General features: G+C 68.2%; 23 protein-coding genes and 1 pseudogene. 18 read left to right on the top strand and 6 right to left on the bottom strand.

Going from position 1 to position 22919, the window contains the following annotated elements:
• Nucleotides 1–66 precede the first annotated feature (66 nt).
• The 6 genes and pseudogenes from hemF to AC5P68_RS12305 form a co-directional block, all read right to left on the bottom strand.
• Entirely contained in the window at nucleotides 67–963 is an 897-nt protein-coding gene (gene hemF / locus AC5P68_RS12330; RefSeq protein WP_049403639.1) for an oxygen-dependent coproporphyrinogen oxidase, read from the bottom strand.
• Nucleotides 964–1017: 54 nt separating this feature from the next.
• Nucleotides 1018–2631, bottom strand: a complete 1614-nt coding sequence (locus AC5P68_RS12325; RefSeq protein WP_495217082.1) for a hypothetical protein — start codon at nucleotides 2629–2631, stop codon at nucleotides 1018–1020.
• A gap of 37 nt (nucleotides 2632–2668) precedes the next feature.
• Nucleotides 2669–3789 (bottom strand): annotated as a pseudogene (locus AC5P68_RS12320) (hypothetical protein).
• Nucleotides 3790–3824: 35 nt separating this feature from the next.
• A complete protein-coding gene (locus AC5P68_RS12315) occupies nucleotides 3825–4385 on the bottom strand; it encodes a hypothetical protein (protein ID WP_495217080.1) in 561 nt (186 codons plus the stop codon).
• A 30-nt stretch (nucleotides 4386–4415) separates the two neighbouring features.
• A complete protein-coding gene (locus tag AC5P68_RS12310) occupies nucleotides 4416–4835 on the bottom strand; it encodes an NUDIX hydrolase (protein WP_033833828.1) in 420 nt (139 codons plus the stop codon).
• Complete coding sequence (locus AC5P68_RS12305; RefSeq protein WP_033833827.1) at nucleotides 4832–7204, bottom strand: S9 family peptidase; 2373 nt, start codon at nucleotides 7202–7204, stop codon at nucleotides 4832–4834. The genes AC5P68_RS12310 and AC5P68_RS12305 overlap by 4 nt, the downstream gene beginning before the upstream one ends.
• A gap of 161 nt (nucleotides 7205–7365) precedes the next feature.
• Here AC5P68_RS12305 and AC5P68_RS12300 point away from each other — a divergent pair, with 161 nt between their 5' ends.
• The 18 genes from AC5P68_RS12300 to AC5P68_RS12215 all read left to right on the top strand — a co-directional run bounded on the left by AC5P68_RS12300 (nucleotide 7366) and on the right by AC5P68_RS12215 (nucleotide 22893).
• Complete coding sequence (locus tag AC5P68_RS12300; RefSeq protein WP_495217078.1) at nucleotides 7366–7818, top strand: DUF4279 domain-containing protein; 453 nt, start codon at nucleotides 7366–7368, stop codon at nucleotides 7816–7818.
• Nucleotides 7819–7888: 70 nt separating this feature from the next.
• On the top strand, nucleotides 7889–8218 hold the full coding sequence (locus AC5P68_RS12295) for a hypothetical protein (protein WP_010482336.1): 330 nt from the start codon (nucleotides 7889–7891) through the stop codon (nucleotides 8216–8218).
• Nucleotides 8219–8254: 36 nt separating this feature from the next.
• The gene (locus AC5P68_RS12290; RefSeq protein WP_033833825.1) at nucleotides 8255–8899 is read left to right on the top strand and encodes an RNA polymerase sigma factor; all 645 of its coding nucleotides are present in this window, start codon (nucleotides 8255–8257) and stop codon (nucleotides 8897–8899) included.
• Nucleotides 8896–9111, top strand: coding sequence for a hypothetical protein (locus AC5P68_RS12285; protein WP_033833824.1), 216 nt, complete (start codon nucleotides 8896–8898; stop codon nucleotides 9109–9111). Before AC5P68_RS12290 ends, AC5P68_RS12285 begins: the two co-directional genes overlap by 4 nt.
• 213 nt (nucleotides 9112–9324) lie before the next feature.
• Nucleotides 9325–10722 carry a cytochrome ubiquinol oxidase subunit I gene (locus AC5P68_RS12280; protein ID WP_495217076.1) on the top strand — a complete coding sequence of 466 codons (1398 nt, stop codon included), beginning with the start codon at nucleotides 9325–9327 and terminating at the stop codon, nucleotides 10720–10722.
• Between the two features lies 1 nt (nucleotide 10723).
• Nucleotides 10724–11737 carry a cytochrome d ubiquinol oxidase subunit II gene (gene cydB / locus AC5P68_RS12275; protein ID WP_005414876.1) on the top strand — a complete coding sequence of 338 codons (1014 nt, stop codon included), beginning with the start codon at nucleotides 10724–10726 and terminating at the stop codon, nucleotides 11735–11737.
• Nucleotides 11738–11954: 217 nt separating this feature from the next.
• Complete coding sequence (locus AC5P68_RS12270; RefSeq protein WP_043034440.1) at nucleotides 11955–12698, top strand: beta-ketoacyl synthase chain length factor; 744 nt, start codon at nucleotides 11955–11957, stop codon at nucleotides 12696–12698.
• Nucleotides 12691–13488: a lysophospholipid acyltransferase family protein gene (locus AC5P68_RS12265; protein ID WP_005414875.1), complete on the top strand. Its 798-nt coding sequence runs from the start codon at nucleotides 12691–12693 to the stop codon at nucleotides 13486–13488. The genes AC5P68_RS12270 and AC5P68_RS12265 overlap by 8 nt, the downstream gene beginning before the upstream one ends.
• The gene (locus AC5P68_RS12260) at nucleotides 13475–13732 is read left to right on the top strand and encodes a phosphopantetheine-binding protein (protein ID WP_005411610.1); all 258 of its coding nucleotides are present in this window, start codon (nucleotides 13475–13477) and stop codon (nucleotides 13730–13732) included. Before AC5P68_RS12265 ends, AC5P68_RS12260 begins: the two co-directional genes overlap by 14 nt.
• A gap of 17 nt (nucleotides 13733–13749) precedes the next feature.
• A complete protein-coding gene (locus AC5P68_RS12255) occupies nucleotides 13750–14007 on the top strand; it encodes an acyl carrier protein (RefSeq protein WP_005411609.1) in 258 nt (85 codons plus the stop codon).
• 22 nt (nucleotides 14008–14029) lie between these two features.
• A complete protein-coding gene (locus AC5P68_RS12250) occupies nucleotides 14030–14581 on the top strand; it encodes a COG4648 family protein (protein ID WP_005414874.1) in 552 nt (183 codons plus the stop codon).
• Entirely contained in the window at nucleotides 14574–16259 is a 1686-nt protein-coding gene (locus tag AC5P68_RS12245) for an ApeI family dehydratase (RefSeq protein WP_049403645.1), read from the top strand. The genes AC5P68_RS12250 and AC5P68_RS12245 overlap by 8 nt, the downstream gene beginning before the upstream one ends.
• Nucleotides 16249–17019 (top strand): glycosyltransferase family 2 protein, encoded by a 771-nt coding sequence (locus tag AC5P68_RS12240; RefSeq protein WP_049403646.1) that lies wholly within the window; start codon nucleotides 16249–16251, stop codon nucleotides 17017–17019. Before AC5P68_RS12245 ends, AC5P68_RS12240 begins: the two co-directional genes overlap by 11 nt.
• Nucleotide 17020: 1 nt before the next feature.
• Entirely contained in the window at nucleotides 17021–17962 is a 942-nt protein-coding gene (locus AC5P68_RS12235) for a lysophospholipid acyltransferase family protein (protein WP_033833818.1), read from the top strand.
• Nucleotides 17952–19502: an HAL/PAL/TAL family ammonia-lyase gene (locus AC5P68_RS12230; protein WP_495217074.1), complete on the top strand. Its 1551-nt coding sequence runs from the start codon at nucleotides 17952–17954 to the stop codon at nucleotides 19500–19502. The genes AC5P68_RS12235 and AC5P68_RS12230 overlap by 11 nt, the downstream gene beginning before the upstream one ends.
• On the top strand, nucleotides 19489–19920 hold the full coding sequence (locus AC5P68_RS12225; RefSeq protein WP_005411603.1) for an acyl-CoA thioesterase: 432 nt from the start codon (nucleotides 19489–19491) through the stop codon (nucleotides 19918–19920). Before AC5P68_RS12230 ends, AC5P68_RS12225 begins: the two co-directional genes overlap by 14 nt.
• Entirely contained in the window at nucleotides 19917–20546 is a 630-nt protein-coding gene (locus tag AC5P68_RS12220) for an outer membrane lipoprotein carrier protein LolA (protein ID WP_033833815.1), read from the top strand. The genes AC5P68_RS12225 and AC5P68_RS12220 overlap by 4 nt, the downstream gene beginning before the upstream one ends.
• Entirely contained in the window at nucleotides 20518–22893 is a 2376-nt protein-coding gene (locus AC5P68_RS12215) for an MMPL family transporter (RefSeq protein WP_495202110.1), read from the top strand. Before AC5P68_RS12220 ends, AC5P68_RS12215 begins: the two co-directional genes overlap by 29 nt.
• The last annotated feature ends 26 nt before the right edge of the window (nucleotides 22894–22919 follow it).

Genomic DNA, 22919 nt, shown 5'->3' with positions numbered 1-22919 from the left:
CCTGTCCGGTGCAGGGCGCACCACAGGCAGGAGAGGGCGCCACGGGTCAGGCGTGGCGCCGGAAGATCAGAGCCAGTCGCGCGGCACCAGATAGTCGGCCAGGCGCGCCTCGGCGCTGCCCGCTTCCGGGGCGAAGCCGTACTCCCAGCGCACCCGCGGCGGCAGGCTCATCAGGATGCTCTCGCTGCGGCCGCCGCTCTGCAGGCCGAACAGCGTGCCGCGGTCGTAGACCAGATTGAACTCCACGTAGCGGCCGCGGCGGTACAGCTGGAACTCGCGCTCGCGCTCGCCATGCGCGGTGTCCTTGCGCTGCTGCACGATCGGCAGGTAGGCGTCGAGGAAACCATCGCCGACCGCACGCAGATAAGCGAAGTCGCGCTCGAAGTCGCCGTGCAGGTCGTCGAAGAACAGCCCGCCGACGCCGCGCGTCTCATTGCGGTGGCGCAGGAAGAAGTACTCATCACACCAGCGCTTGTGCGCGGCATAGCGTTCGTCGCCGAACGGCGCACACAGATTGCGTGCCACCTTGTGCCAGTGCTGCACGTCCTCGTCGAACGGATAGAACGGGGTCAGGTCGAAGCCGCCGCCGAACCAGCTGGCCACCACTTCACCGTCGCGCTGTGCCTGGAAGAAGCGCACGTTGGCATGGGTGGTCGGCACGTAGGGGTTGAGCGGGTGGAACACCAGCGACACGCCGGTGGCGCGCCAGGAGGCGCCGGCCAGTTCCGGGCGGTTGGCCGAGGCCGACGGCGGCAGGCGGCTGCCGGACACATCGGAAAAGCCGATACCGGCTTGCTCGAACACCGCGCCGTCGCGCAGCACGCGGGTGCGCCCACCGCCGCCCTCGGCACGCTGCCACAGGTCTTCCTGGAAGCGGGCCCGGCCATCGACGGCCTCGATCGCCGCACAGATGCGGTCCTGCAGGTCGGTGAGGTAGGCGCGCACGCGCTCGAATTCGTTCATGGCGCGTACTTTACCGCAGGGCCCGCCCGAAGCTGCGGACAGGCCCTGGCCGGCTCAGCGCTTGCGGTTGGAATGGCGCGGCGGCGGAGTGTCGTCTGATGCCGCGTCATCGGCCGCCTTCTGCAGCGCGCGGCCCAGATCGATCAGTTCCCAGTTCTGGGTGCCGAGCACGTCGCAGGCCACGTGCAGGCCACTGCGGTCGGCCTTGCACAGCCGGTCCAGCAGTGCATGTGCATCCACCTCGGCACCGTTGCCCTGGGCCGTGACCAGGTTCTCGCAGCCCTCGCGGACGCCGGCGCGGCAGACCGTGGTGTAGTGCTCGGCGGCCTGCAACCAGTGCCCGGACAGCGCAAGGCGGTTGCCGAGTACGTTGCAGCCCTGCAGCTTGCCTTGCGCGCAGCAGGCTTCCGCCCCGCCGGCAGCGAGCGCCTGCGGGCAATCCTGGGGTAGCGGCAGCACGGTGTACTGCTTCGGTGCACTGCAGCGGCCCGGGCCATCGCCAGTGGGGGTGAACACCTGGAAGCGGGTCCAGGTATCCAGGCCCAGCAGTTGGCCGCCAGGCAGCGGACGCAGCACGAAGTCGCCGCCCCTGTCGTGGCGGATGCGGATGTCGCCCTCTTCGACGCGGGCGCGGAGATGACTGTTCCAGCCAACGCCGACCAGGCCGTTGTCACCGAAGTCCAGCGTGTCCATCAGACCGCCATCGGTCCGGTAGTTGCCGCAGGGCAGGGCCGTTGCCGGTTGCGGTCGCAATGATGCGCCCAGTGCCTGCAACGACGGCAGACGCTCGCAGGTGGCGGTGTCGTTGCCCGGTGTGCAGGCCGCAGCCAGCGCCTGCACCGCCAGCAGGGGATCTCCCGCGTCCCAGGACAGCTCGGCCACCCGCTCGCAGAAGCCGCCATGCGCTACCTCGCGGCACAGCCGCAACAACTGTTGCCGCCGCTCAGCCGGAATGATCACCGGCACGGTCGGCGCCGTCATCGTCACCATGGCTTCGGTCATGGCTGCCGTCATCGCGGCCTTGACCAGCTGCGCCTGCACTGCGGGGTCGGCCTCGAGCGCGGCGGCACATGCCGGGGTTTCCTGTTCGAAGCCCCCGTTGTCACAAGCAGCGGGGAGCTTGATGCCGGACAGGGCGGCGTCGAGGGCCGCCTTCTGCTGGACAGGATCGGCCTTCACCTTAGGCTTGGCTTCATCACGCCAGCGATCAGCCAGTTGCAGGCACATGCCGGGCACGCCTTCCCGGCACCCTGCTTCGAGCGCGGCCGGAGTGGCTTCGTGACGGTTGTCCAGGCAGGCCACGGCATTGGCCAGGCAGCTGCCTACCGCCGGCCTGGCTGCGGCGGCGCACTGTTCGGGGGTCAGCAGGATGTAGGTCGTGCCATCCACCTCGACCGTGCGGCCACGATCACGTACCTGCAGCGGGCTGGGCAGGCCGTACTCCAGGTTCACGAGTTGCAGCTTCCCGTCTATCTGCTGGAACGCGACCGGAGACGGTGCACTGCCGAAGTGCTTCTGCTCGCCACGGTTGGGTGAGCTGATGCGCAGCGTGCTGCTGCCTTCGTCGGCCTTGAACAGGCCGCATTGCGGTGACTGTGCGGCGGCCATCGGTGCGGCCAGCAGCAACGCCCAGGCCAGCCAGCGCTGGCGCGGTGCGGGTGAATGCATGTCGTCTCCTTGACGATCGAACGGGAAACTCCAGGCGCTACGGCGAACCACGGCCCTCGCGCGGGGGCGTACATTCTGCCGTGCCGGGCACAGGCTGGTAACGCTGGTAGGCGGTCTGCGCATCCATGCCGAGCAGATCGCCGTTGCCGAGCTGGCGCAGCACAAGGGTTTCGCCGTTCTGCTGCAGGTGGATGGCGCCGTTCTGCAGGCGGGCCCGGGTGCCATCGCCGAAGTCGAGCCTGTCGATCACGCCTCCATCGGCCTGGTAGCGGCCGCAGGGCACCTGCTGGGCCGGGACGAGGCGCAGCAGGTGCCGGGACCGCGCAGCGGTGCGATGCGTTCGCAGGCGCTGGCGCGGCCGGCATCGCAGACCACCTGCAGCGCCTGCACCGCCAATGCGGGCTCCAGCGCGATCAGTTGCTGTGCGGCTACTTCGACGCAGAAGCGGCCGCCACGTTGCTGCAGGCACAACTGCTGCAGGCGATCGCGTGCAGCGGCCGGAAGCGGTGAATCCGGGATGTCTTCGTCTTCCTGTTGCAGGCGTTCACCGACCTTCTGCATGGCGGCGGCCAGCGCATCGCCGGTCAGCGTTTCGCAGGCCTGCGGGTCATGGCCGGGCGTGTGTTCGCGGCAGATGGGCGGGCGTTCGAAGCGCGCGGGGCTGGTGTCATCGCTGCCGACTACAGTTGTTCCATCGCGAAGCTGGCGCAGCAGCGCCGAGCAGCCCGCGCCAACGCCTTCGCTGCACGCACGCTGGGCCTGGCCGGGTGAGGCCGTGGGCAGCCGTGCAACGCAGTGGCTGCCGGCGGCGCGGCAGCTGCCGTCCATCGCGCTGGGCTCGCTGGCGCAGGCGCGGGGCTGGCGCAGGGTGTAGAACACCACCCCGTCGCGCTCGATACGCTGCCCATCGGCGCTGATCCGGATCCGCTGCGCCACGCCATCGTCGAGCATGACCAACCGCGTCTGTGCCGCACCGCGATCAACCCACAGCGGCTGCGGCTCGCTGCCATCATCGTGGTGGTGGCCGCTGCCGGGAGTGGTGAACACCAGCGCCATGCCGCCATCGGCGCTGCGGTATTCGCCACATTGCAGCGCGTCGGCGCTGGCAGGCAGCGCAGTCAACAGCAGCAATGCGGGGAGAAGGGTCGGCAAGCGCAAGCGACGGTCCTTGTCGTGCGGGAAAGGGGGGGTGCTCAGTGGAAGCGCGAGCGGATGTCCGGCCGCAACAGGCGCCAGGCCAGCCAGCCCTGCAGGCCGAGGAGCACAAATGACATGGCCACCACGGTCAGCGTGATCAACCAGCGTTTCAGATGGAGTTCCTGCTGCAGGACGGCGTCGTCGGAGAGAAACGGGATGACATCACGCATGAACACGTCCAACCAGCCGGCGATCGCAAAGTTGGCCAATGCGCTCAGCAGCAGGATCACCACAAAGCTCCACAAGCCCCAGCTGCGCTCGCGCAGCAGGCCCCAGCTGGCCAGCGTCGAGGCCAGGCACAGCAGCGCGGCAATCATCGACGCGGCCACCGGATGCGCCAAAAGCCAGGTCAGGCTGTGCAGGTGCTGGTCTTGTACTTCCCTCTCAACCAGATGCCAGATCGGAAGGTTGTGCAGCGGCCACAGCAGCAGCCCCTGCATCACCAAGTACACCGTGAGCAGCAGCGACAGCCAGAACGAAGCGTGTGCGATCGGGCGCACCCAGGCGTGATAGGTCGGCTGGACCAGCGAGGGAATCGGCGGGATCGACATTGACATCCGGTGTCCTTGCGGTCGGCGCCCGCGCGATCAGCGGGCCGTCACCCGGGTGGCGACGGCCGGCAGGATATGGTGTTCGCTCAACGGTGCCAAGGGCTGGCCATGCGGCGGCTGCAGCGGCACCCAGGCCAGTTCGGCGATCTCTGCACATGCCTGTGGCGTGCCGACCACCCGCACCCACCAGGCCTGTGCCTGCACGCGATGGCCGGGTTCGTTCACCGCCCAATCCTCAAAGGTGCCCAGCGCGATGGCGGTTTCGGCGCACAGCTGCACACCGAGTTCTTCGTCCAGTTCGCGGGCCAGCGCCTGCAGCGGCGCTTCGCCGGGTTCGGGCTTGCCGCCCGGCTGGATGAAGCGGCTGGCGCCGTGCTTGCGCACCACCAGCGCCCGGCCGCGGTCATCCAGGATGACCGCGGCCACGATGTGGATCGTGGCCGCGGCGTTGCTCACTTCAGGTTCTGCTCGAACAGCTTGAGGATGCGCTTGTACTGGTCCAGCCAGGAATCGGCGCGCACATAGCCGTGGCGCTCCAGCGGGTACGGTGCGATCGACCAGTTGTCCTTGTGCAGTTCGATCAGGCGCTGGGTGAGGTTCACCGAGTCCTGGAAGAACACGTTGTCATCCATCATGCCGTGGGCGATCAGCAGGTTGTCCTGCAGGTTCTGCGCGTATTCGATCGGCGAGGACACGCGGTACGCCTCCGGATCGATGTCCGGGGTATTGAGGATGTTGCTGGTATAGCCGTGGTTGTACTGGTGCCAGTCCACCACCGGGCGCAGCGCGGCGCCGGCCTTGAACGTGCCCGGCGAGCGGAACAGGGCCATGAAGGTCATGAAGCCGCCGTAGGAACCACCGTAGATGCCGGCATGGTCGCGGTCACCCTGCTGGGTGTCGACCAGCCAGTCCAGGCCGTCCTTGTAGTCTTCCAGTTCCGGGTGGCCCATGTTGCGGTAGATCGCCGTACGCCAGTCGCGGCCGTAGCCCTCGCTGCCGCGGTAATCCATGTCCAGCACGATGTAGCCCTTCTGCACCAGCAGGTTGTGGAACATCTGCTCGCGGAAGTAGGCCGGGTAGCGCTGGTGCACGTTCTGCAGGTAGCCGGCGCCGTGCACGAACATCACGATCGGGTACTTCTTCCCCGGTTCCTTGTTTTCGGGCTCGTAGTACTTGGCCCAGACCACGCCGGCGCCATGCTTGGACGGCACCGCCACCAGCTTCGGCTGGATCCACTGGCGCGCCTTGAACTCGGCAGTGCGGGTGTCGGTCAGCACGCGGGCCTGGCCTGCGCCGGTGCTCGGTACCACGGCCAGCTGCGCCGGCAGGTAGGCGCCGGAGTAGCGCACCAGCAGCTGCTGGCCGTCTGGGGACAGCGAGAAGTCTTCCACGCCGTTGAGGCTGGTCAGCTCGCGCACCTGGCGGCTGCCGGTGTCGACCGCGCAGACTTCGTAGTCATGCGGCGCCTGCTGGTTGCACAGGAAGTAGAAACCCTTGCCGTCGGCCGACAGCACCGGCGCCGAGGTTTCCCACTTGCCGCTGGTCAGCGCCTGCGGCTTGGCCGTGCCGGCCTGGGTGTACAGGTGCGAGAAGCCTGATTCCTCCGACAGCAGCCACAGCGTGCGGCCATCGGCCATCCAGCCGAAATCATTGAAGCCCCAGTTGATCCAGGCATTGTCGGTCAGGCGATGGCGGTTCTGCACGCGGCCGTCGGCGGCGTTGACACTGATGATCCAGCGGTCCTTGTTGTCGTTGGCACGCAGCATCACCGCGGCCTGCTGGCCATCGGGGCTCCAGCGGATGCCACCGCCCATGAAGTCGCTCATCACCTGCAGGCTGCGCTCGCCCTTCAGCGCGTCCTTGCCGGCCTTGCGGCGCAGCTCGGCCAGCGGATCGGTGCTGATGCCCGGCAGGCCGGCCAGCGAGACTTTCTCGGCCTTGCCGGTGCGCACGTCCACGTACCACAGCGTGTGCGGCTCGAAGCCGTTACGGCCGACGCGGGTGCGGGTGTCCTCGGTTTCCTCGTAGCCCGACTCGGTTACGTACAGCGGCATCTTGCCGCCACGGCCGTCATCGAAGTCCTTCGGCTTGGTCACTACGATCAGGTGGGTCAGGTCAGGCGACAGCACGCTGTCGGCGATCTCCACGTCGGCGCCCAGGTACACCGGGCCCGGCGCGCGGGTCGGGTCGGCCTGGCGCCAGCGCTGGTCCTGGTCCTTCAGTGCTTCGCGCTGGTCACGGTCGCGGCGAAGGGTTTCCAGCGTGCGCAGCTGCTGGTCGCGCAGCACGTCGGCCTTCGGCGGCGTACGCGGGTCCTTTTCGGCCTTCAGGCTGGCCACCTGCTGCACGCCGCTGGCGGCGGTCCAGTGGAACCAGTTCTGGCCGACGCGCCAGATCACGCCATTGTCGGCGGCGAAGTTCACGTTGCCCGCGCGCTCGTTGCTGCGGGTGAGCTGGGTCAGCGCGCCGCTGCGCAGGTCGCGCACGAACACATCGCCGTTGCGGACGAAGGCGCTGCGGCTGCGGCTGCGGTCGTAGACCGGCTCGGCCACGTCCAGGGTGCCGCGCTGGTCATCGGCCACCTGCGCGGCCACGCCACCGGCCACCGGCTGGCGGAAGGTATCGCGCACCGGGCTGCCGTTGCGCTTGAGCTGGTACTCCACCTGCTGGCTGTTCCACGACCACCAGGCCTTCTCGACCGGCGGACCGATCCAGTCCGGGTCGGCCATGGCCTGTTCGATGGTGATCGGCGTCGGCGCGGCATGCGCAGCCGGTGCGGCCAGCACGGCCGACAGCAGGAGGGACAGGGGCAGCACTCGGGACATGGGCGGACGGCACCAGTAGAGGAAACCGGGCAAGCGTAGCAGCCGTCTGGGCCCGGGGCAGGGGCCACAGGTCATGGCAGCGGAATCGGCAAAATGGCACCGTCCGGGTCGCCGCGGTGGCGTGTGCGGCATGATGGCCGTTCCGTTCGGATGGAACCGATATGTACTGCTACGACTACAGGATCTCGCTGCGCGTGCAGCACCCAACAGAGGCCGGCGACGGGATTGCCGCCCGGCTGGATCTGGAACCGGCGTTTTCCCGAGACGTCGGAACCGGATACCGGGATCGCGACGGCAGCCTGATCAGCGGGCATGCGGAGACCCGCGTGGTGTTCGTACTGGATAGGGGCAAGGACGGCTGGCTGATGGATGCCTGGCCGGCGTTGATCGATCTACTGCAGGCACGCGCCGACGTGATCAGGGAACTGCTGCAGGAAGGCGCCGGCATCGGCCTGCGTGTCGGCATCTTTGGAAAGACCGCATGGGCGGGTTTCGAGCTGGATCAGCAGTTGCTGCGACTGATGGCGGACCTGCAGCTGGATTTTCAGGTGGAGACCTATTTCCCGGACCCGGCGGACACGCCCGGCGGCAGCGGAGAGGCTGCAGGCACTTAGTGCAACCGGTTGCCGTGGTCGCGCATCCATTCTCCTGAACCCGCATCATCCACCGAACAGGAGCCCGACCATGCAGGAACTGATCCCGATCACCCTCTTCATCTGCATCGCCTACGCGATCCATGCCATCGCCGATGCACGGGCGCGCAGCAAGCTGGTGGCGCCCCATGTACCCGAGGAAGTCATCCGCTCGTTGGCCGTACTGGAAGAGGAGCGTCGCCGCCAGGGCGCGCTTCGCTGGGGCATCAGCCTGGTCAGCCTGGCCGTGGCAATGGGCCTGCTGGAGGCGATCGGTGCACGCGAACTGACCTTCGGCGCCGCCGCCGCGATGGTCGGCAGTGCCGGCCTCGGCCAGCTGCTGGCCTGGCACTTCACCCGCCCCGCCGCGCGCAAGGGCTGAGGCAGGCATGCCACGGGCACAGGGGGCGCCCCGCGCATGAGCCTGCTGGATGGAGCATTGGCTGCATTGCGGGGGCGTCGCCGCGACGTCCCCGCCGAGCCCATACCCGACGCAGATGACGACCGCGCTCTGGTCCGCGCCATCATTGATGGTTCGCAGTCGGCGTTCGCGCAGCTGGTGCAGGCGCATCAGCGCACCTGCGCGCATGTGATCGGTCGCATGGTCGGCGACCGCGACCAGGTGGCCGATCTGCTGCAGGAAACCTTCCTGGCGGTGTTCCGCCAGCTGTACCGGTTCCGCTTTGAATCTTCGTTGCGTACCTGGGTTTCGCGGGTGGCCTACACCACTGCGCTGCAGCACCTGCGACGGCGACGCCTGGAAGCGCAATGGATGGTAGCGGTGGAGGTGCCGGAAGAACTTGGCATCGGTGATGAAGGCCCGGGCCCGGCGGAACTGAGCGAGGTGCTGCAGGCCGGGCGCCAGCTGGGCGCAGCACTGGAACGGCTGAGTGCGCCGCAGCGGCTGATCGTCGGGTTGCACTACCTGGAGGATTTCGATCTGGCCGAGATCGAGCAGGTGACCGGGCTGGCGCGCGGTACCATCAAGAGCCACCTGCACCGCGCGCGCCAGGTCCTGAAGCAGGAACTGACGCGGCGCGCCTCCGCTGGAGAACTGCTGTGAACCTACCCACCGACCCCCGCGATGCGGAAGAGCGCGCGCTGGCCCAGGCGTTGCGTGAGCAGGCGCAGCAGGAAGACGCGCCGGATGTGAGCGAGGCGCTGCAGAAGCGCATTGCCGCTGAGTCGCGCGATAGTGGTGTGGTCTATGTGCTGGTGCAGGTGCTGTTGTTTGGCGCGCTGCTGACTGCAGCGGGCTGGTATTTCTGGCACTGAGGCGCCCTCCGGGCGGTGGGCCGTTCCAGTCGCCGTTGGTAGATGCCGACCTGGGTCGGCGTTTGGGCGTGTGTGCCAACCAAGGTTGGCAGCTACCAGAACGGTTGACCCCTGCGACAAAGTGAAGCAGCGCGTCACCCGGTCGCATCCCGTCTTAACGAAATCCTCCTAAAGTGGTCCGGTATCCCACCGGTCACAGGCAGGAGGCGTCCCTTGGACGCGTTGTTGTTGTCCCGGATCCAGTTCGGATTCGTCATCAGTTTCCATGTGCTGTTCCCCGCCTTCACCATTGGCACGGCCAGCTGGCTGGCCTTCATCGAATGGCGCTGGCTGCGCACGAAGTTGCCCGTGTGGCGCGAGCTGTATTTCTTCTGGCAGAAGATCTTCGCGGTGTCGTTCGGCATGGGCGTGGTCAGCGGCATCGTCATGGCCTTCCAGTTCGGAACCAACTGGCCACGGCTGAGCGAGGTGGCCGGCACGGTCATCGGCCCGCTGCTGACCTACGAAGTGCTGACCGCGTTCTTCCTGGAAGCCAGCTTCCTCGGCGTGATGATGTTCGGCTGGGGCCGCGTCTCGCCGCGCCTGCATTTCCTGTCCACCTGCATGGTGGCGCTGGGCACGCTGTTCTCCACGTTCTGGATCCTGTCGTCCAACAGCTGGCTGCATACGCCGGCCGGCTACGAGATGGTCAACGGCGTGGTGCATCCGGTGGACTGGTGGCAGGTGGTGTTCAACCCCTCGTTCCCCTATCGCCTGGCGCACATGGCGCTGGGTTCGTTCATCACCACCTGTTTCGTGATCGGTGGCGTCGGTGCGTGGTACCTGCGCAAGGGCACGCATGTGGAAGCGGGCCGGCGCATGCTGGTGGCAGCGGTGGCGTTCGCGGCACTGACCGTGCCGGTGCAAATTTTCGTCGGCGACATGCATGGCCTGAACACGCTCAAGCACCAGCCGATGAAGATCGCGGCGATGGAAGCGCACTGGCATGAAACCAAGGAGGGCGAGGGCGTACCGCTGGTGGTGTTCGCGCTGCCGAACGAGAAGGAAGAGCGGAATGATTTCGAAGTTGCCATTCCGAAGCTGGGCAGCGTGATCCTCACCCACAGCCTGGACGGTACCTTCGACCCGCTGACCTCGGTACCCTCCAGCGAGCGGCCGCCGGTGACGCCGGTGTTCTTCGCCTTCCGGATCATGGTCGGGCTGGGCACACTGATGCTGCTGCTGGCCTGGGTGTCGGCGTTCCAGCTGTGGCGGAAGAAGCTGTTCGATTCGCCGTGGCTGCTGCGCGGTTGGAACTGGATGCTGCCTAGCGGCTTCATCGCGCTGCTGTCCGGGTGGTTCGTCACCGAGATGGGCCGCCAGCCGTGGGTGGTGTATGGCGTGCTGCGCACCGCTGATGCGGTCGGCCCGCAGAGCGCGTGGATGACCGCGCTGTCGCTGGCGGTCTACGTCGTTGGCTACGCCTTCGTGTTCGGCTGGGGCATCTGGTACCTGGTGAAGATCCTGCGCCACGGACCGCGGCCACATGATGATGGGCCGTCGCTGGACCACGGCAGCCACACCCCGGCACGCCCGCTGTCGGCGGCCGACGAACCGCTGGAGGAGCGCTGACATGGACCTGATGACCTGGCTGCCGGTGGCGTGGTTTGCGGTGATCGGCTTCGGCGTGCTGATGTACGTGGTGCTGGATGGCTTCGTGCTCGGTATCGGCATCCTGGCCCCGTTCGCCGAGGACGAGGAGCAGCTGGACCTGATGATGAACACCGCCGCGCCGATCTGGGACGGCAACGAGACCTGGCTGGTACTGGGCGGCGCCGGGCTGCTGGCGGCGTTCCCGAAGGCCTATGCGGTGTTGTTGTCGGCGCTGTACCTGCCGGTGCTACTGCTGGTGGTGGCGCTGGTGTTCCGCGGCGTGGCGTTCGAGTTCCGCTTCAAGGCACACCGGTCGCGCCGGCTGTGGAGCGTGGCGTTCGGACTCGGTTCGCTGCTGGCCACGTTTGCCCAGGGCGTGATCCTCGGCACCCTGGTGCAGGGCATCCCGCTGGTGGACGGTGTCTATCAGGGCGGGCCGTTCGCCTGGTTCAGCCCGTTCGCGATGCTGACCGGTGCCGCGCTGGTAGCCGGCTATGCGCTGCTGGGCAGCACCTGGCTGATCCTGAAGACCGAAGGCCGCGTGCAGGCGCTGGCACGGCAGATGACCCGGCCGCTGGTGGTGGCGGTGATCGCAGCGATGGGCCTGGTCAGCAGCTGGCTGCCGTTCCTCGATTCGCGGCTGATGGCGCGCTGGTTCAGCGACGGCAACTTCTGGTGGCTGTCGCCGGTGCCGCTGTTGACCCTGGCGGTGGCCGCCGCGCTGTGGCGCAGTGCGACCCATCCGCGCCGCGACCTGCCGCCGTTCCTGCTCAGCCTGGCGCTGTTCGTGCTTGGTTTCCTTGGCCTGGTGCTGGGCATGTGGCCGTACCTGCTGCCGCCGTCGATGACCCTGTGGCAGGCCGCCGCGCCGGCCTCCTCGCTGGGCTTCACCCTGGTCGGGCTGGTCATTCTGCTGCCGGTCATCCTCGGCTATACGGCGTGGTCGTACCGGGTGTTCCGCGGCAAGGTGCACGCCGACACCGGTTACCACTGATGGGTTGAAGGCGGGGCCCGCAGGTGCCGGGCCCCGTGTTGGGGAATGTGAAACCTGCACACCCCGGGCGGGACGTGCTAGCGTGCGCTCCTTTCCGGCAGCCAGGGGGGCAGCCGGCGACGTCCTGGACGGACGCACGGCTGCAGGAATGGGGGGCCGCCGCGCGTCGCCGTAATGGCTCGTGCCTATCGTTCTCCCGTTGAAGCACCAACGCTAAATGATTGAATTCTCCATCGTCGACTGGGCCGCGTGGGCGCCCGGCCTGAGCGAGCGTAGCCAGTGGCTGGGCTGGGCCGAAGCGCCGTACCTGCCGCACGGCGGGGATACGCCGGCACTGGCAGAGGTTCCGGCAATGCAACGCCGTCGCATCGAGCGGTTGGGCCGCATGGCGATCCAGACCGCGTGCTGGTGCGAGGACGGGCAGGGGGCCGACAGCGACGTGCCGCTGGTGTTCGCCAGCCGCCATGGCGACGTCGCACGTTCGATGGACCTGCTGGGGGCGCTGGTCGGCGACCAGCCGTTGTCGCCCACCGGATTTGGCCTGTCGGTGCACAACGCGATCGCCGCGCTGTATTCAATCGCCCGCGGCCATCGCGGCAACTACCTGGCATTGGCGGCTGGCCAGGCAACGGTCGAAGCCGCGTGCCTGGAGGCCGTCGGCCTGCTTGCCGATGGCGCCCGCGAGGTACGGGTGGTGGTCTACGAGTCGCCGCTACCGGAGGTTTACGCGACGTTCGCCGACGAACCCGACCCGTTCTTCGCCTGGTGCTGGCGTTTGACCGCGCCAGCAGGGGGCCGGCCGACGCTGGCGCTGCAGTGGCAGCCGGCCGACGGCCAGGCCAGCACTGTACCCGGCCTGCTGCCGCACGCGCTGGACCTGCATCGCTTCCTGTTGTCCGGCGCGCCAGCGCTGGAGCACGTGGCCCATGGCCAGCGCTGGCGCTGGGGCCGCCGTGAGTGAGCTGCCGCGCCGCCTCGACCACGCCTGGCGGGTGTTTGGCACCGGCCTGAGCTTTGTTGCGTTTGGCCTGGGCGGGCTGCTGCTCGGCGTCCTGGTGATGCCGGTACTGCTGCTGATGCGGGACCCGGTGGCCCGTCGCCGGCGCGCCCGGCGCGTGGTCCAGGTCGCGTTCGCCAGCCATCTGCGGCTGATGCGCGGGCTTGGGGTGATGACCTACGAGATCGAGGGTGGTGAACGCCTGCAGCGTGACGGCCTGCTGGTGCTGGCCAACCACCCGACCCTGATCGACGTGGTCTGCCTGATCTCGCTGCTTCCCAACGCCGACTGCGTGGTCAAGCGGGCCGTGGCCTGCAACCCGTTCATGCGCGGTCCGGTACGGGCCGCCGGCTACATCTCCAATGACGATGGCGCCGGCCTGGTCGATGACTGCGTGGCCGCGGTGCATGCCGGCGGCACCCTGGTCATCTTCCCGGAGGGCACCCGCAGCGTGCCCGGGCAGCCGCCGCGCCTGCAGCGCGGGGCCGCCAACATCGCCGTACGGGGCCGCATCGACGTCACCCCGGTGCGGATCACCTGCAGCCCGCCAACCCTGACCAAGGGACAGAAGTGGTATCGTGTCCCCTCACGTCGCTTTCACGTTCGGCTGCAGATCGGCGAAGATATCCCGATCGCGCCTTTCTTGGCCGAAGACGACTCGCCAAGGGGGGATGCCTTGGCGGCACGCCGCGTTACCGAGCACCTTTCTCGTTATTTCGACCTGTCTGGAGAGCCGCCCCGTGCAAGCACTTGAGCACGAGATCAAGGAATTGATCATTTCCTCCCTTTCGCTGGAGGACATCACGCCGGAGGACATCGATCCGACCGCGCCGCTGTTCGTCGAGGGCCTCGGCCTGGATTCGATCGACGCGCTGGAGTTGGGCCTGGCGCTGCAGAAGAAGTACGGTGTCAGCCTCTCGGCCGATTCGGAAGAAACCCGTCGCCATTTCTCCAGCGTGCGCGCGCTCGGCGAGTTCGTCGCCGCCCGCCAGTCGTAACGGCGCCAGGAATTGCCATGACCAAGAATGAACTGTTCGAACGCATCGTCAGCATCCTGACCGACAGCTTCGAGATCGAAACCGCCCGGATCACCCCCGAGGCACGCCTGTACGACGACCTGGATATCGACAGCATCGATGCGGTCGACCTGATCGTGCAGCTCAAGCCGCTGCTGGGCCGCAACCTGCAGCCGGAAGCGTTCAAGGCCGTGCGCACCGTGCAGGACATCGTCGATGTCGTGCATGGGTTGCTGCCGGACCAGGCAGCCGCCTGACCGCAGCGCCGGCGGCTCCGCCATGGCACGCGCACGCACGGTCGTGGTGGCCGCGATCTCGCTGGCCTACCCGGTGCTGGTGTACCTGGCGATGGGCCGTTTCGAGCCACGCTGGCTGTCGCTGCTGCTGTTCACCCTGGCCCTGCTGCGCGCGCTGAGTACGCGCCAGCCGCTGTGGTGGGCCGCCGCTGCGGGAACCGGCCTGCTGGCCGTGTTGGCCACCGTGCTGAACCAGGCCCTGCCGCTGAAGCTGTATCCGGCGCTGGTCAACATGGTGATGCTGGCGGTGTTCGGCACCAGCCTGCGCTTCGGCCCGCCGCTGGTGGAACGCCTGGCGCGGTTGCAGGAGCCGGACCTGCCGGCGTTCGCGGTGGCCTATACCCGCCGCGTCACCCAGGTGTGGTGTGGCTTCTTCGTTCTCAACGGCAGCCTGGCCCTGCTGACCGCGCTTTACGCGTCGGACCGGGTCTGGATGCTCTACAACGGATTGTTGGCGTACGTGATGATGGGCGTGTTGTTTGCAGGTGAGTGGCTGGTGCGGCGTCGGGTCAAGGCAGCGCACGCGCATGGCTGAGTGGATTGCCCTGGACCGGCTGCTGGTGGACCCGCAGCCGCAGCGCAGCATCGGCGTGTGCGATGGCGAGGTGATCGACCATGCCCGCTTCCGCCAGCGGGTGCTGGCCTGGCGTGCGGCCTTTGCTGCTGCCGATGGCCGTGACTGGGCCCTGTACTTCGATGATGCGGTGGCCTTCGCTGCTGCGCTGTTCGGCGCCTGGCATGCCGGCAAGCGGGTGTTCCTGGCTGCCGACAACCTGCCGGCCACGCTGCAGGCGCTGCAGCCACAGGTAAGCGGTTTCGCCGGCGATGTTTCCGCCGACTACCGAGCGCTGGTTGCCCCCACCGTTGGCGTGGACGGCGAACTGCAGGTGCTGGACGAGCGCGCCTGCGAGCTGTGCGTGTTCACCTCCGGCAGCACGGGCCAGCCCAGTGCGATCAACAAGCGCATGGACCAGCTGGCGCGCGAGGTGGATGCGCTGCAGGCTGCGTTCGGCGCGCAGCTGGAAGGCGTGCAGGTGCATGGCACGGTGTCCCACCAGCACATCTACGGCCTGCTGTTCCGGGTGCTGTGGCCGCTGGCCGCCGGCCGCCTGATCCATCCGCGCCGGTTCTTCCACGAAGACCTGGTGGGCGCGTTGGCCGGTACCGACACGGTGCTGGTGGCGACGCCAGCCCACCTCAAGCGCCTGCCCGAGCAGCTCGACTGGGCCGGCCTGCACGGCCGCCTGCGCGCGGTGTTCTCCTCCGGTGGCCCGCTGCCCGAAGAAGCCGCACGCCAGGTACGGCAATGGCTGGGCGTGGCACCGACCGAGGTTTACGGCAGCAGCGAAACCGGGGGTATCGCCTGGCGCCGCTGGGATACCGACCTGCCGCCGTGGCAGCCGTTGCCGGGCGTGCAGTGGCGCATCGAGGATGGCTGCCTGGCCGTCGCCTCGGCGCATCTGGAAACCCTCGACTGGTGGCGCACCCAGGACCGCGTGGAAGCGTTGGCCGATGGCCGCTTCCGCCTGCTGGGCCGTGCCGACCGCATCGTCAAGATCGAGGAGCGCCGCGTTTCGCTGGATGCGCTGGAACGCGCGCTGCGCGAAGACACCGAAGTGGACGATGTGAGAGTACTGGTCCTGCCGGGACAGCGTGAGCAGCTGGCAGCGGTGGTGGTACCGGCCAACCTGGCGCTGCTGGAGGGCGGTGACGCCGCGCGCCGCGCGCTGGGCCAGCGCCTTGGCGCGCGCCTGGCACAGGCGCATGACGCGGTCACCCGGCCGCGCCGCTGGCGCCTGGTGAAGGCGCTGCCGATCAATGCACAGGGCAAGGTCACCCAGGCGGCACTGGCGGCGCTGTTCCAGCCGCTCATGCCGGTGCCGGTCTGGGATCACCGCGATGCTGCCAGCGCTACGTTGCGCATGACCCTCGACCCGGCGCTGCGGCCGTTCCAGGGCCACTTCCCGCAGGCGGCGATCCTGCCCGGCGTGGCGCAGCTGGACTGGGCCGTGCGTTTTGGCCGCCAGGCGTTCAGCATGCCGGCCGGATTCCTGCGCATGGATGCGGTGAAGTTCCAGCACGTGGCCCGCCCGGGCGATGAGCTGACCCTGCAGCTGGACTGGGATGCCACGCGCAATGTGCTGGCCTTCCGCTACACCTCCAGCCACGGCGTGCATGCCAGCGGCAAGGTGGTTTTCGCCGATGCGGACTGACCCGGCCGTTGCCGGTGCCGCGTTCGCGCCACTGGTGGTGATTCCCGTCTATGACCACGAGCACGCCATCGCGGCGGTGGTCGAAGGCGTGCAGGCCGCCGGGCTGCCGTGCCTGCTGGTCGACGATGGCTCGCATGAAGCGTGCGCGACAGTGCTGCGTTCGCTGGCACAGCGCCAGGGCGTCGACCTGCTGCGCCTGAACATCAACCAGGGCAAGGGTGGGGCGATGCTGGCCGGCTTTGCCGAGGCCGCTGCGCGTGGCTACAGCCACGTGCTGCAGATCGATGCCGACGGCCAGCACGATACCGCCGACCTGCCGCGTTTCATCGAGGCGGCGCGCGCGCACCCGGGTGCGGTGATCTGCGGCATTCCGGCCTACGATGCCAGTGTTCCCAAGGCACGCCTGTATGGCCGCTACGCGACCCATATCTGGGTCTGGATCAACACGCTGTCGCTGCACCTGCGCGACACCATGTGCGGCTTCCGCGTGTATCCATTGCCGCCGGTGCTGCGCCTGATCGGTGAAGAGACCATCGGCCGGCGCATGGATTTCGATACTGAAGTGATGGTGCGCCTGTACTGGCGGCAGCTGCCGGTCGAGCACCTGGCCACGCGCGTGACCTATCCTGCCGATGGCGTGTCGCACTTCGATGTGTGGCGCGACAACGTGCGCATCAGCCGCATGCACACCCGCCTGTTCTTCGGCATGCTCTGGCGCGCGCCGCGCCTGCTGTGGCGCCGCCTGCGCGGGCAGGGTTGAGATGGCGACCGGACCGCACGCTCCGCACTGGGCCGACATCGGCGAATCCACGTCGGTTGCCGGCGTGCTGTTCCTGTGCTGGGTGCACCGCTGGTTCGGGCGCTGGCCATTCCGCCTGTGCGTGTGGCCGGTGGTGGCCTGCCATTGGTTGGGCAACCGTGTCGGCCGCCAGGCCTCGATGCAGTACCTGCAGCGCCTGCAGGCACACAGCGGCGTGCTCGGCCGTGCGCCGACCCGGCGCGACAGCCTGCGCCATTTCTTCGCCTTCGCCGACACGATGCTGGACAAGATTCTCGGCCTCGGCGGGCGCTACCCCGCCGAACGCATCCACCTGCATCGCGACCTGGTACTGCAGAAGATAGCGCGCCGCGAAGGCGGGCTGATCCTGACCGCGCACATCGGCTGCCTGGAACTGTGCCAGGTGCTGGCCGAACAGGTGCCGGGGTTCCGCATCACCGTGCTGGTGCACACCGCGCATGCGCAGCGCTTCAACCGCCTGCTGCAACGGCTGGACCCGCTGGCGGCGGTGGAACTGGTGCAGGTAACCGAAATGGGCCCGGCCACGGCAGTGATGCTGGCCGAGCGCGTCGCGGCGGGGGGCTTCGTCGCCATCGTCGGCGACCGCACGCCGGTGCAGGGCGGACGCAGCGTCACCGCCGATTTCCTTGGCCACCGCGCCCCGTTCCCGATCGGTGCCTATGTGCTCGCCGCCGCACTGGGCTGCCCGGTCTACACCATGGCCTGCCTGCACCAGGGCGAGGGCTACCGCGTGGCATTCGAACAGTTCGCCGAACGCATCGTGCTGCCGCGCGGCTCACGCGATGCGGCACTGGCCGAACAGGCACAGCGCTTCGCGCGCTGGCTGGAACTCCAGGTCATCCAGTCCCCGTTGGACTGGTTCAATTTCTTCCCCTTCTGGGATCAGGCTCCGCATGACGACTGACGCCGTACCCGCGTGCCGCTTTGGCGATGCACCGTTGACCATCGAAGACGTGGTTGCCCTGGCCCAGCGCCAGTGCGAGGCCGCACTGAGCGACGCGCCGGCGTTCCGCGCCCACATCCAGCGTGGTGCCGACTTCCTCGACCGCCTGCTGCGCGAGGATGGCGTGATCTACGGTGTGACCACCGGCTATGGCGATTCGTGCACGGTGAACATCCCACCGGCACTGGTGGCTGAACTGCCGCACCACCTGTACACCTATCATGGCTGCGGCCTGGGCCGTTACCTGGACCCGGTCGAGACCCGTGCGGTGCTGGCGGCGCGCCTGGCCTCTCTGGTGCGCGGCATGTCCGGTGTAAGCCTGCCGCTGCTGGAAGGCCTGGCCACGCTGCTGCAGCACAACGTGCTGCCGATGATTCCGGCCGAAGGCTCGGTCGGTGCCAGTGGCGACCTGACGCCGCTGTCCTACGTGGCGGCGGTGCTGTGCGGCGAGCGCGAGGTGCTGCACGACGGCCGCGTGCAGCCGGCGGCGGACGTGCTGGCGAAGATCGGCATGACCCCGCTGAAGCTGCGGCCGAAGGAAGGCCTGGCGATCATGAACGGCACCGCGGTGATGACCGGCCTGGCCTGCCTGGCCTGGCAGCGCGCCGACTACCTGGCACGCATGGCTACGCGCCTGACCGCGTTCAACGTGCTGGCCAGCGACGGCAACGCGCACCACTTCGACGAAACCCTGTTCGCAGCCAAGCCGCACCCGGGCCAGGGCCGCATCGCCGCGCGCCTGCGCAGCGACCTGCACAGCGAGCGCCCGCCGCGCAATGAACAGCGCCTGCAGGACCGCTACTCGCTGCGCTGCGCACCGCATGTGATCGGCGTGCTGGAGGACAGCCTGCCGTTCCTGCGCCAGCTGATCGAGACCGAACTGAACAGCGCCAACGACAACCCGCTGATCGACGCCGACGGCGAGCGCATCCTGCATGGCGGCCACTTCTACGGCGGCCACATCGCGCTGGCGATGGACACCCTGAAGAACACCGTGGCCAACGTTGCCGATCTGCTCGACCGGCAGCTGGCGCTGGTGGTGGACGCCCGTTACAACCATGGCCTGCCGGCCAACCTGTCGGCGGCCACCGGTCCGCGCGCGGCCATCAACCATGGGCTGAAGGCACTGCAGATCAGCGTGTCGGCCTGGACTGCCGAAGCGCTGAAGCAGACCATGCCGGCCAGCGTGTTCTCGCGTTCCACCGAGTGCCACAACCAGGACAAGGTCAGCATGGGCACCATCGCCGCGCGCGACTGCCTGCGCGTGATCGAGCTGACCGAACAGGTGGTGGCGGCAATGCTGATCACCGCGCGCCAGGGCCTGGCCCTGCGTGAACGGGTTGGCCTGAATGCGCAGCTGCATGGCAGTCTGGCCGACATGTACGCCGACCTGGGGCAACGCATCGCCCTGGTCGAGGAAGACCGCGCGCTGGATCGCGAACTGCGGGAACTGCTGGTGGAGATCCGCGCGCAACGTTGGGAGCTGTATGCCGGTGAATGAGGCCATTGAACGGGTTGGCGAGATTGCGTTGACCCCCGCCTTCCATGACTGCGATCCGATGAACGTGGTCTGGCATGGCAACTACTTCAAGTACTTCGAGATCGCGCGCTGCGCGCTGCTCGGCCGCTACGACTACGACTACCCGCAGATGCTCGAATCAGGCTACCTGTGGCCGGTGGTCGATGCGCGGGTGAAGTACGTGCGCCCCCTGCTGTTCAACCAGGCGCTGCGCGTGGTCGCGCGCATCGTTGAATGGGAGAACCGGCTGAAGATCGAGTACGAAATCCTCGATGCGGAAAGCGGCCAGGTGCTGACCCGGGCGATGACCATTCAGGTCGCGGTGGACGCGGCCAGCAAGGAAATGCTGTACCAGTGCCCGCCGGTACTGTGGGAACGCCTGGGAGTGCCTGCGCCATGAACCGAGCGAACCGTTTCGCGCGTGCGCTGCTGTGCGCGCTGCTGCTGGTGGCCGCACCACTGGTGCAGGCGGCCGACCCCGCCATCGATGCCATTACCCAGGCGGTGGCGCGGCCGGATGTGCTGCGTGGCCAGTTCAGCCAGGAAAAGCAGGTGAGCGGCTTCAGGAACCCGCTGCGCTCGCAGGGCCGGTTCGTGGTCGCGCGCCAGCACGGCGTGATCTGGACCACGCTCAAGCCGTTCCCCTCGGAAGTAGTGGTCACCGCCGACCGCATCCTCAGCCGGCAGCGTGATGGCAGCACCCGCGTCGAACTGGACGCGCGGCAGCAGCCGGCGATGCGTTCAGTGAATGCGATCATGTTCGCGTTGATGAGTGGCGACGTGCAGGCACTGTCCAGCCAGTTCAACGTGGCGGCCAGCCGTGAAGGGCAGGGCTGGCGGCTGCGCCTGACGCCGAAGTCGGCGATGCTGGCCAAGGCCTTCGAATCGCTGACCCTGCAGGGCGACCGCTACGTGCGCCAGGTCGAGATCGTCGAGGCCAACAAGGACCGCACGCAGATCCAGTTCAGCGCGTTGAGCGAGGCGCCGGCCACGCTCAATGCCGACGAGGCCCGCCGCTTTGAGTGAGGCCGTGGCATCGAACGCACCGGACCGGTTGCGGCGCTGGTGGCACTGGCTGGGCATTGCCTGGCTGCTGGTGCTGCTGGCGCTGGGCGCACAGCAGTGGCAGCTGTGGAGCCAGCAATCGCGGATCGACACCGACATCCTCGCCCTGCTGCCGCAGGATGCGCACGACCGCCTGTTGAGCGACGTCACCCGGCGCATTGCCGATGGCAGTTCGCGGCAGGTCGTGGTGCTGCTCGGCAGCAAGGACAGCGCGGCTGCGAAGCGCGCGCAGGCGGCCTTTGCGGCGGCCATGGCCAAGGATGCCGACCATGCCTTGCTGGTACCCAGCGGTTCGATCGAAGGCTGGTTTGACGAGGCGCGCGCGTTCTACGCGCCGTACCGCGACCGCCTGCTGACACCGGCCCAGCGCGAGCAGTTGCTGGGCAGCGAACCGGGCGTGTTGGCCGAGCAGGCGCTGGCTGCGCTGTATGGCCCGATGGGTGCGCCGCGATTGACTGAATGGCGCCAGGATCCGTTGTCGCTGTGGCCGCAATGGTGGCAGCAGCAGGCGCAGGGTTCGGGCCTGCGGTTGGGCGATGACGGCCTGCTTGAAGCCGAGGGCAGGCATTGGGCCGTGCTGCAGTTCGATACGCCCGGCTCGGCGTTCCAGCTGGATGGCGAGCGCCACCTCGATGGCCTGCTGGAACGTGCCGGGCAGGCCGCCACGGCGGCGGCGCCTGAGCTTGAAATCCTGCATGCCGGCGTGCCGCTGCATGCCGAGGCCGCCGCGGTGCAGGCCAACCAGGAGATCAACACCATCGGTTGGGGGTCGCTGGCGGCGGTGCTGCTGCTGGTGTGGCTGGCATTCCGCTCGCTGCGCCCGATCCTGCTGGTGGCCGCCTCGCTGCTGATCGGCTGTGGCGTGGCGCTGGCGGTGACCGTGCTGGTGTTCGGCAAGGTGCACGTGCTGACCCTGGTGTTTGGTGCGTCGCTGGTGGGCGTGGCCGAGGATTACGGCATTCACTGGTTCGCCTCGCGCCAGGCCGAACCGGCCGATCGTCGCTGGAAACTGCTGCGGCATCTGCTGCCCGGCCTGTGGCTGGCCCTGCTGACCAGTGCGCTGGCCTACCTGGCATTGGGCCTGGCCCCGTTCCCCGGCCTGCGCCAGATGGCGCTGTTCTCGGTGGTGGGCCTGGCCGCAGCTTTCCTCACGGTGATCTTCTGGTTCCCGTGGCTCGACGGTGGCGAGATCCGCCAGACCCGCTTCTCGCAGTGGCTGGGCAATACGCTGGAGCGCTTCCCGCGGCTGCATGGCCGCCGCGCGGTGACGATGTTCGTGGTGATCACGCTGGCGCTGTCTGCCATCGGCATCGCGCGCCTGCAGAGCAACGACGACCTGCGCAGCCTGCAGTCGTCACCGCCGGCGTTGATGGCGCAGCAGATCCGCCTGAGCCAGTTGCTGGGCATGCCCAGCCCGGCGCAGTTCTACCTGGTGCAGGGTGCCGATGCCGCGCAGCTGCTGCAGCGCGAGGAAGCACTGACCGAGCGCCTGCGTGTATTGGCCACCGACAAGCGCATTGGTGGCTATCGCGCGATCAGCGATTGGCTGCCGTCGCCGGCGCGCCAGCAGGCCGATGCCGCGCTGACCGCGAAGGTGGAACCCGGCGTGCTGTCGGCCGTGTCCGAGGCGGTGGGCGAGCCGCTGCAGCGACCGCAGTTCGCTGCCGCGCCGCTCACCGCCGAAGCCTTCCTGGCCTCGCCGGCCTCGCAGCCGTTCCGCCACCTGTGGGTGGGTGAAGTCGGTGGGCAGATGATCAGCGTGGTGATGGTCGATGACCTGTCGCGCGCCGATGCCCTGGCCACGCTGGAGGGTGCCGCCGAAGGCCTGCCCGGCGTTCGCTGGGTAGATCGCACCTCCGATTTCTCCAAGCTGCTGGGCCACTACCGCAAGCTGATGGGCGGGCTGCTGCTGGTCGGCATCGCACTGGTGTTCGGTGCGCTGTGGCTGCGCTACCGCCGCCAGGCCTGGCGCGTATTTGCCCCCACCCTGATTGCCGGCGCACTGACCCTGGGCCTGCTGGGCCTGTTCGGCCAGCCGCTGCAGCTGTTCAACGTGCTGGCGCTGATGCTGCTGCTGGGCATGGGCATCGACTACGGCATCTTCCTGATCGAACATCGTGGCGATGCCAGCGCATGGCTGGCGGTCTGCGTGGGTGCGGCCAGCACCTGGCTGTCGTTCGGCCTGCTGGGCCTGTCGCAGACCCCGGCGCTGCGCGCGTTCGGCCTGACCCTGCTGTTCGGCATCGGCCTGGTCTGGCTGATCTCGCCACTGTTCCGGCCGCCACCGCATGACCTGCCGCCGGCCTGAGTCCGCCTTCCGCTTTTCTTCTTTCC

It is taken from the genome of Stenotrophomonas sp. YJH_SMC_58 (assembly GCF_059369635.1).
Note: the sequence above shows the minus strand (reverse complement) of the source record. Positions and strands in the feature narration are given on the sequence as shown.

Excerpts from the sequence above, each read along its gene's own strand:
- hemF (WP_049403639.1), bottom strand. The coding sequence starts at position 963 with ATGAACGAATTCGAGCGCGTGCGCGCCTACCTCACCGACCTGCAGGAC.
- AC5P68_RS12325 (WP_495217082.1), bottom strand. The coding sequence starts at position 2,631 with ATGCATTCACCCGCACCGCGCCAGCGCTGGCTGGCCTGGGCGTTGCTG.
- AC5P68_RS12315 (WP_495217080.1), bottom strand. The coding sequence starts at position 4,385 with ATGTCAATGTCGATCCCGCCGATTCCCTCGCTGGTCCAGCCGACCTAT.
- AC5P68_RS12305 (WP_033833827.1), bottom strand. The coding sequence starts at position 7,204 with ATGTCCCGAGTGCTGCCCCTGTCCCTCCTGCTGTCGGCCGTGCTGGCC.
- AC5P68_RS12300 (WP_495217078.1), top strand. The coding sequence starts at position 7,366 with ATGTACTGCTACGACTACAGGATCTCGCTGCGCGTGCAGCACCCAACA.
- AC5P68_RS12295 (WP_010482336.1), top strand. The coding sequence starts at position 7,889 with ATGCAGGAACTGATCCCGATCACCCTCTTCATCTGCATCGCCTACGCG.
- AC5P68_RS12290 (WP_033833825.1), top strand. The coding sequence starts at position 8,255 with ATGAGCCTGCTGGATGGAGCATTGGCTGCATTGCGGGGGCGTCGCCGC.
- cydB (WP_005414876.1), top strand. The coding sequence starts at position 10,724 with ATGGACCTGATGACCTGGCTGCCGGTGGCGTGGTTTGCGGTGATCGGC.
- AC5P68_RS12270 (WP_043034440.1), top strand. The coding sequence starts at position 11,955 with ATGATTGAATTCTCCATCGTCGACTGGGCCGCGTGGGCGCCCGGCCTG.
- AC5P68_RS12255 (WP_005411609.1), top strand. The coding sequence starts at position 13,750 with ATGACCAAGAATGAACTGTTCGAACGCATCGTCAGCATCCTGACCGAC.
- AC5P68_RS12250 (WP_005414874.1), top strand. The coding sequence starts at position 14,030 with ATGGCACGCGCACGCACGGTCGTGGTGGCCGCGATCTCGCTGGCCTAC.
- AC5P68_RS12245 (WP_049403645.1), top strand. The coding sequence starts at position 14,574 with ATGGCTGAGTGGATTGCCCTGGACCGGCTGCTGGTGGACCCGCAGCCG.
- AC5P68_RS12240 (WP_049403646.1), top strand. The coding sequence starts at position 16,249 with ATGCGGACTGACCCGGCCGTTGCCGGTGCCGCGTTCGCGCCACTGGTG.
- AC5P68_RS12235 (WP_033833818.1), top strand. The coding sequence starts at position 17,021 with ATGGCGACCGGACCGCACGCTCCGCACTGGGCCGACATCGGCGAATCC.
- AC5P68_RS12230 (WP_495217074.1), top strand. The coding sequence starts at position 17,952 with ATGACGACTGACGCCGTACCCGCGTGCCGCTTTGGCGATGCACCGTTG.
- AC5P68_RS12225 (WP_005411603.1), top strand. The coding sequence starts at position 19,489 with ATGCCGGTGAATGAGGCCATTGAACGGGTTGGCGAGATTGCGTTGACC.
- AC5P68_RS12220 (WP_033833815.1), top strand. The coding sequence starts at position 19,917 with ATGAACCGAGCGAACCGTTTCGCGCGTGCGCTGCTGTGCGCGCTGCTG.
- AC5P68_RS12215 (WP_495202110.1), top strand. The coding sequence starts at position 20,518 with ATGCCGACGAGGCCCGCCGCTTTGAGTGAGGCCGTGGCATCGAACGCA.